Source organism: Actinomadura parmotrematis, assembly GCF_019458805.1.
Classification (GTDB): domain Bacteria; phylum Actinomycetota; class Actinomycetes; order Streptosporangiales; family Streptosporangiaceae; genus Spirillospora; species Spirillospora parmotrematis.
In genome coordinates this window covers 111,128-118,090 of the sequence record NZ_JAIBOA010000026.1, presented here as the reverse complement: position 1 = coordinate 118,090, position 6,963 = coordinate 111,128, and the positions used below count along the sequence as shown (strand labels likewise).

6 protein-coding genes are annotated in these 6,963 nt (G+C 77.8%); 1 reads left to right on the top strand and 5 read right to left on the bottom strand.

All coding sequences use genetic code 11. The annotated features are described in order from the left end of the window. Positions 1–357 precede the first annotated feature (357 nt). Complete coding sequence (locus tag K1Y72_RS37425) at positions 358–2,445, bottom strand: ATP-binding SpoIIE family protein phosphatase (RefSeq protein WP_220170031.1); 2,088 nt, start codon at positions 2,443–2,445, stop codon at positions 358–360. Between the two features lie 106 nt (positions 2,446–2,551). Here K1Y72_RS37425 and K1Y72_RS30820 point away from each other — a divergent pair, with 106 nt between their 5' ends. Continuing rightward, positions 2,552–3,211, top strand: a complete 660-nt coding sequence (locus K1Y72_RS30820) for a response regulator (protein WP_220170030.1) — start codon at positions 2,552–2,554, stop codon at positions 3,209–3,211. A 3-nt stretch (positions 3,212–3,214) separates the two neighbouring features. Here K1Y72_RS30820 and K1Y72_RS30815 read toward each other — a convergent pair whose 3' ends face one another. Genes K1Y72_RS30815 through K1Y72_RS30800 form a run of 4 tightly spaced genes read right to left on the bottom strand, consistent with a single transcriptional unit; the run spans position 3,215 to position 6,894 of the window. Beyond that, positions 3,215–3,883: a response regulator gene (locus K1Y72_RS30815; RefSeq protein ID WP_308287299.1), complete on the bottom strand. Its 669-nt coding sequence runs from the start codon at positions 3,881–3,883 to the stop codon at positions 3,215–3,217. Continuing rightward, positions 3,880–5,172: a sensor histidine kinase gene (locus K1Y72_RS30810; protein WP_258574160.1), complete on the bottom strand. Its 1,293-nt coding sequence runs from the start codon at positions 5,170–5,172 to the stop codon at positions 3,880–3,882. The genes K1Y72_RS30815 and K1Y72_RS30810 overlap by 4 nt, the downstream gene beginning before the upstream one ends. A 5-nt stretch (positions 5,173–5,177) precedes the next feature. Beyond that, positions 5,178–5,912 (bottom strand): ABC transporter permease, encoded by a 735-nt coding sequence (locus tag K1Y72_RS30805; RefSeq protein ID WP_220170029.1) that lies wholly within the window; start codon positions 5,910–5,912, stop codon positions 5,178–5,180. Positions 5,913–5,946: 34 nt separating this feature from the next. Further along, positions 5,947–6,894 carry an ABC transporter ATP-binding protein gene (locus K1Y72_RS30800; RefSeq protein ID WP_220170028.1) on the bottom strand — a complete coding sequence of 316 codons (948 nt, stop codon included), beginning with the start codon at positions 6,892–6,894 and terminating at the stop codon, positions 5,947–5,949. Between the last annotated feature and the right edge of the window lie 69 nt (positions 6,895–6,963).

Here is a 6,963-nt window from a genome sequence, read left to right as displayed (position 1 = left end):
GGGGGGGGGGGCCCCCCCGGGGGGGGGGGGGCCCCCCCCCCCCCCCGCCCGCCCCGCTCGGCTCGCCCTGCCCGCCCTGCCCGCCCCGCCTGGCACGTCCGCCCCGCTCGGCACGTCCGCCCTGCCCGCCCCGCTTGTTTTGTTTCCGGGAGGCCCCGCCCGTGTGCCGGCCTTGTCGGGGTTTCGCCGTCGGCGCCATCGTCAGGTGATCCATTGCGGGCAGCCCACCCTTTCGCTTTCGATGCGCCCCGCCGTCCGTGACCGGCCGGTCATTGAGAGTTGAGATGCGGCGTGTTGGACACTTTGGAGATCGAAAGTGCCCAACACGCCGCGTCTCGACGGAGAATGACCGGGCGGTCAGTGGACGTGGAGGGCGAGGATGGCCATGTCGTCGGTCAGGGGGCCGCCGCCGAAGGCGCGGACCCTGTCGCACACGTGCCGGGTGACCGCGTCCGGGCCGGTGGCCGGGCAGGCCGCGAGGATGTCGGCGAGGCCGCCGGCGTCGTCCAGCAGCCGGTCGCCGTCGCGGCGCTCGGTGACGCCGTCGGTGACGCAGAGCAGGACGTCGCCAGAGCGCAGGTCGGCGAGGTCCAGGCGGTAGCCGCTGCTCGGCAGCGCGCCGAGCAGCATCTGCGAGGTGCCGAGCGGCGCCACCAGGCCGCCGCGCAGCAGCAGCGGCAGCGGATGCCCCGCCACCGCCAGCGTCAGCCGCGCCCCGCCGTCCGCCGCCGGGCACAGCTCGCCGTGCAGCATCGTGAGGAGCCGCTCGGCGTCGTCGACCAGCATGTCGTTCAGCCGGTCCAGCGCCCGCGCCGGGTCGTGGCCCTCGCGGCTCAGCGCGCGCAGGGTGTGCCGGACGACGCCGGTCACCGCGGCCGCCTCGGGGCCGGTGCCGCACACGTCGCCCAGCATGAACCGCCACCGGTCGGCGCCGGCGGCGAACACGTCGTAGAAGTCGCCGCCCGCCGCGGCGTCCTCGCCCGCGGGCAGGTACACGATGTCGTAGTCCACGCCCGGCACCTGCGGCAGCTGCGACGGCAGCAGGCTGCGCTGCAGGATGCGGCTGGTGCTCGCCTGCGCGCCGTAGCGGCGCGCGTTGCGCAGCGCCTGCGCGACCCGCGTCCCGAGGTCGGCGGCGAGGCCCACCAGCTCGCCGGGCAGGCCGCTCTCGTCGGGGCAGCCGAGCAGCACCGCGCCGAGCGGGGCGTCCCGGCCGAACAGCGGCAGCTCCAGCACGCACGGGCCGGCGAGCCGCCGCCCCGGCCCGTCCAGCCCGGCGAGGCCGGGCCAGGGGCGCGGCTCGCGGACGTGGTGCGGCAGCGGCGGCGGCGCGTCCTCCAGCAGCCGCCGCAGCCCGGCGATGCGCTGCTCGTCGGCGTGCCAGACGTGCGCGAGGCGCGCGCCGCCCGCCGCGTCCTCCAGGTAGAGGGCGCACCATTCGGCGACGCGCGGCACGTACAGCTGCCCGGCGAGCGCGAGCACCAGCTCCTCGTCCAGGGTGCCGGCGAGCATCTCGCCCGCCTCGTTGAGGAACCCCAGCCAGTCGCGGTAGCCGCGCCGGGTGACCTGGTCGTTCTCGCGGGCCAGCACGGGCGTCAGCGCCTCGGCGGCGTACCGCAGCCGGGTGAGGGCGCTCTCGTCGAAGCGGCGCTCGGCGACCGCGGCGACGACGAGCAGCCCGAGCCGCCGCCCCTCGTCGCGCAGCGGGATCGCCGCGACCGACCGGTAGGGGCCGCCGGGCGGCGCCGCGACCAGCCCGGCGTGCTCCAGCCACGCCCCGGCGAGCGGCTCGATCCCGGCGGCGTCGAACGCGGCGCCGCCGGCCGTCGCGGCGGCCAGCACCCGCGCGCCGCCGCGCCCGCCCGCCAGCACGCACGCGACGTCGGCGTGCGCGCCGACCCGCAACCACTGCACCACGTGGTCGGCGAGCCGCCCGAGCGGCGGCGCGCCCGCGGGCAGCAGCGGCGCGGCCGGCGCGTGCGGCGGCGGGACGTCGGCGGGCGCGGCGGGCCGCTCGGCGCCGAGCTCGAACCAGACGGTCCGGTCGGCGGCGCTGTAGGTGACGCCCCACCGCTCGGCGAGCGCCCGGGTGAGGGACGGGCCGCCCGGCCGCTCCGCCCACGCCTCGCCGGGCCCGCCCCGCGCGGGGGAGCCGGGCTCCGCGCGCGGCGGCAGGTCGCGGACCTGCACGCGGACGAGGCCGCCGGGCCGGTCCAGCGCGCAGGTCAGCTCGATCTCGGTGCCCGAATGCCGCACCGCGCCGTCCATCAGCTCGCCGGCGAGCAGGACGGCGTCCTCGGCGCGCTCGGCCGGGACCGACCAGCCGGTCAGCGTGCTCCGCACGAAGGCGCGCGCGGCCGGGACCGAGGCGCCGTCGGGCGGGTAGACGGCGCTGGACCTGTGCGCGTCCGGCACGGCCGCCCCCTGGGAGAAGATGTGTTTCACCGGGCGGGTTCCCTGCCATGGTGACAGACTGGAGGCCCGCAGACACACCGAGTCGGCAAGGTCCGCCCGGGCCCGGGCCGGCCGCGGCGACGGCCCCGGGGGCGACATGGACCATGCTGCCGCCGGCCACCAGGCCAGGATCCTGGTGGTCGACGACCAGCGCGAGAACCAGCTCGCGCTGACCGCGATCCTCACCGGCACGGGCGTGGCGGTGCGGCCGGCGGGGTCGGGCGCCGAGGCGCTGCGCGCGCTCGCGGGCGACGACTACGCCGTCGTGCTGCTGGACGTGGCGATGCCCGGCATGGACGGTTTCGAGACGGCCTACCACATCCAGCGCGGCGGCCGCGGCAGCGACGTGCCGATCGTGCTGCTCGCCCCGGCGGGCGGCGATCCCGCCACGGCGCTCCGCGGGTACGCGGCGGGCGCCGTCGACTACCTGGCCAAGCCGTTCGACCCGTGGGTGGTGCGGTCCAAGGTCGGGCGGCTCGTCGAGCTCGACCGGGCGCGCCGCAGCGTCCGCGCGCAGTCGGCGCTGCTGGACGAGGTGCTGCCCGGCGCGGGCGGCCCCGCCCGGCTGCGCCGCCAGACCGCGGTCCTGCGCGCGCGCCTCACCGAGATGGAGGACGCCGCCGCGGCGCTCGCCGGGCACCTCGACGGCGTCGCCGCCAAGGAGGCGTTCACGCGTCTCGACCACTGCCTCGGCGCGCTCCGCGCCGCCCACCGCGACCTCTTCGGCACCGGCCCCGCCCCCGACCGCGTCCCCTGACGGTCAGGACGGCGGCGCGGGCCGCAGCAGGCCGCGCTCGAACGCGGCGGCGACCGCGGCGGCGCGGTCCTTAACGCCGAGCTTGGCGTAGACGTGCAGCAAATGGGTCTTGACGGTCGCCTCGCTGATGAACAGCCGGGCGGCGACCTCCCGGTTGGTGCCGCCGCGCGCGATCAGCCCGAGGACCTCCAGCTCGCGGGGGCTGAGCGGCTCGGCGTCGGGCGCGGGCGACGCCGCCGCCCGCACCCGGCCGACCAGCAGCGACGCCACCGGCGGCGACAGCGCCGACTCGCCGCGCGCCGCGGCGCGCACCGCGCGGAACAGCTCGGCCGGCGTCGCGTCCTTCAGCAGGTAGCCGGTGGCGCCCGCCTCGATCGCGGGCAGCACGTCGGCGTCGGTGTCGTAGGTGGTCAGCACGAGGACGCGGGCGGGCAGGCCCCGCTCGGCCATCCGGGTGATCGCGGTGACGCCGTCGGTGCCGGGCATCCGCAGGTCCATCAGCACGACGTCGGGCGCGAGGCGGGCGGCGAGCTCGACGGCGGCCGCCCCGTCGGCGGCCTCGCCGAGGACGGCGAACCCCGGCTCGCCGGTGAACATGCCGCGCAGCCCGTCGCGGACGACCGGATGGTCGTCGACGATCAGCAGCCCGATCGGCGCGCCCGCCGCGCTCACGCCCCGCCCCCGGCGGCCGGGACGGCGGGCACGCTCGCCGACACGGCGGTGCCGGCGCCCGGCTCGGACTCCACCGCCAGCGTCCCGGCGACCCGCGCCACCCGGCGCCGCATCGCCGCCAGGCCGTAGCCGCCGCTCTCGCTGCCGCCGCGCGGCCGGTCCGGCGCGAAGCCCGCGCCGTCGTCGCGGACGTCGAGGGTGACCTGGTCGCCCATGTAGGACAGGGTGACCGCGACGCGGGACGCGCCCGCGTGCTTGGCGACGTTGGCGAGCGCCTCCTGCGCGGTGCGCAGCAGCGTGCCCTCCACTTCGGGGTGCATGGCCCGCACCGTACCGGTCGTGGTCATCTCGGCGGGGACGCGGTGCAGCTCGCTCCAGCGGGCGGTGACGCCGGCGAGCGCGTCGGGCAGCGCGGCCTCCTCCAGCGCGGCGGGCCGCAGGGCGTGCACCGAGCGGCGCGCCTCGGCGAGGCCGCCGCGGGCCATCTCCTGCGCGAGGTCCAGGTGCCGCAGCCAGTCGCCGCCCCGGCCGTGCGCCTGCCGGGCGGCCTGCAGCTGGGTGACGACGCCGGCGAGGCCCTGCGCGATGGTGTCGTGGATCTCCCCGGCCATCCGCTGCCGCTCGTCGTGCACGCCCGCCTCGCGGGCCTGGACGAGGAGCTGGGCGTGCAGCCCGGCGTTCTCGCGCATCATCTCCTCCAGCCGCGCGTTGGCCTCGGCGAGCTCCTCGATGACGGCGCGGCGCCGCTGCGACTCCTCGTCGCCGCGCCACAGGAAGTAGCAGAGCGACCCGGCGAGCGCGACGTTCACCGCGAACACCGCCGCGTAGACCGCCCAGACGGTGCCGTGGACGCTTCCCGGGCCGCCGACCTGCGACAGGGCGGCGAGCGCGGCGACGGGGACGACGCCGGGGAGCCGCCCCCGGGGCGGCAGGACCTGCAGGTGGGAGTAGGCGAGGATGCTCACGAACCCGAACATCGGATCCAGCGTGATCAGCACGCCCAGCAGGGCCAGCACCCCGCCGATGAAGGCGTAGGCCGCGGGACCCGGCAGCGGCCGGCCCCGCCGCAGCGTGACGAACCCCGCGACCCAGGCCAGCAGGGCGGCGGCGGCGCCGAGCGTCGCCGCCGCCCGCCCGGCGGAGGGGTGCTCGTTCAGCAGGGCGATCGCGGTGGTCGCGCCGACGACGACGTAGGGGGAGGCCAGCAGGATCCGGTTCTCGCGGCGCTCGAAGGCGTCCATCCGCGCCCCGGGCCCGGCGGCCCGGCCCGCGCGCCCGTCCTCGGCCATGGCCCCTACTCCCAGCGGAAGAGCTTGGCCGCCGCGATCGTCGCGACCAGCCCGTACCCGGTCATTATGGCCAGTTCCATGGCGGTCGGGGCGTGCCCGGACCATGCCGCCCGCATCGCGCGCAGCCCGGCGCAGAGCGGCGTCCAGTCGCAGACCCGCTGCAGGCCGTGCGGCATGGTGTCGTAGGGGGTGTAGACGCCGGCGAGGAACATGCTGGGGAAGAAGGCCAGCACGCCGAGGGCGTTGCCCGCCCGGCCCGACGGCGCCACCGCGCTGATCAGCGTGCCGAGGGCCAGCATCGACAGCAGGCAGAGCGCGGCGGCGAGCGCGAACCAGCCGCCGGCGCGCGGCAGCGCGGTGCCGAGCATGATCCGCCCGCCGCCGACCATCAGCGCCAGCGACACCAGCGACGCCCCGGCCATGACGGCCAGCTCGGCGACCAGCAGCGCGGTGGGCCGGACGGGTGTGGCGTGCAGCCGCCGCAGCACGCCCTTCTCCCGGTAGTCCGACAGGACGCCGGGCAGCATCGTGAGGGCCAGCACCGCGAACGCGACGGCGGTGGCGAGCGCGGCGATGTACTCGCGGGACGTCTGCCCGCCGAGGTCGGCGGACGGGCTGGCCGCGTGCGGCAGCAGCCCGAAGGTGAGCAGCAGGGCGAGCGGCAGGGCGACGGCGAGCGCGGGGGTGAGCCCCTCGCGCAGCCGCAGCCGCGTCTCGCTGACGATGATCGTGCGCAGCATGGTGTGCCTCCGGTGGGTCGAGCGGGTGCGGGGGTCAGGCGTCGTCGTCGAGGGGGCGGCCGGTGAGGGCGAGGTAGGCGTCGTCGAGGGTGCGGCGGTCGATGCGCAGGTCGGCGACGACGACGTCGGCGCGGGCGAGCGCGGCCGTGACGGCGGTGGCGAGGTCGCCGGTGCCGGTCACCGTCACCGCCCGGCCGTCGCGCTCCACGCCGGTGACCTCGGGCACGGCCGCCAGGACCGCCGGCAGGGCCGCCGGGTCGAGGTCGCCGCGCAGCCGGAACCGCACGCTGCTCGCGCCCCCGGCCCGCTCGACCAGCTCGCCGGGCGTCCCGGCCGCCACGATCCGGCCGCCGTCCAGGACGGCGACGCGGTCGCAGAGCTCCTGCACCTCGTCCATGAAGTGGCTGACCAGCACGACGGTGACGCCGCCCGCGCGGACGCGGCGGACGAGGTCCCACGTCGCGCGGCGCGCCTGCGGGTCCAGGCCGGTGGTGAGCTCGTCGAGGAACACCACCTCGGGGCCGCCGACGAGCGCGAGCGCGATGTGCACGCGCTGCTTCTGGCCGCCCGACAGCTTCCCGTAGCGGCGGCCGCGCAGCTCCTCCAGGCCCCAGTCGGCGAGCAGCGCGCGCACGTCGCGCGGCGCCCGGTAGAAGGAGGCGTACAGCGCGAGGGCCTCGCCGAACTTCAGCGACGACGGCAGCCCGGTCTCCTGGAGCTGCACGCCGACGCGCTCGCGCAGCTCGGGGCCGCCCGCCGCCGGGTCCAGGCCGAGGACGCGGACGGTGCCGCCGTCCGGCCGCCGCAGCCCCTCCGCGCACTCCACGGTCGTGGTCTTGCCGGCGCCGTTCGGGCCGAGCAGCCCGAAGATCTCGCCGCGCCCGACGGTGAACGTCACCCCGTCGAGGACGGTCCGCCCGCCGTAGCGCTTGGTCAGCCCGGCCACCTCGATGACCGCCGCCCCGCCCGCTTTCCCGTCCATGCCGTCTCCCGCCGGTCCGTTCCGCTGATGGCTCCAGCCTCGCGGCGCGGCGCCCGGCCGGGTATCCAC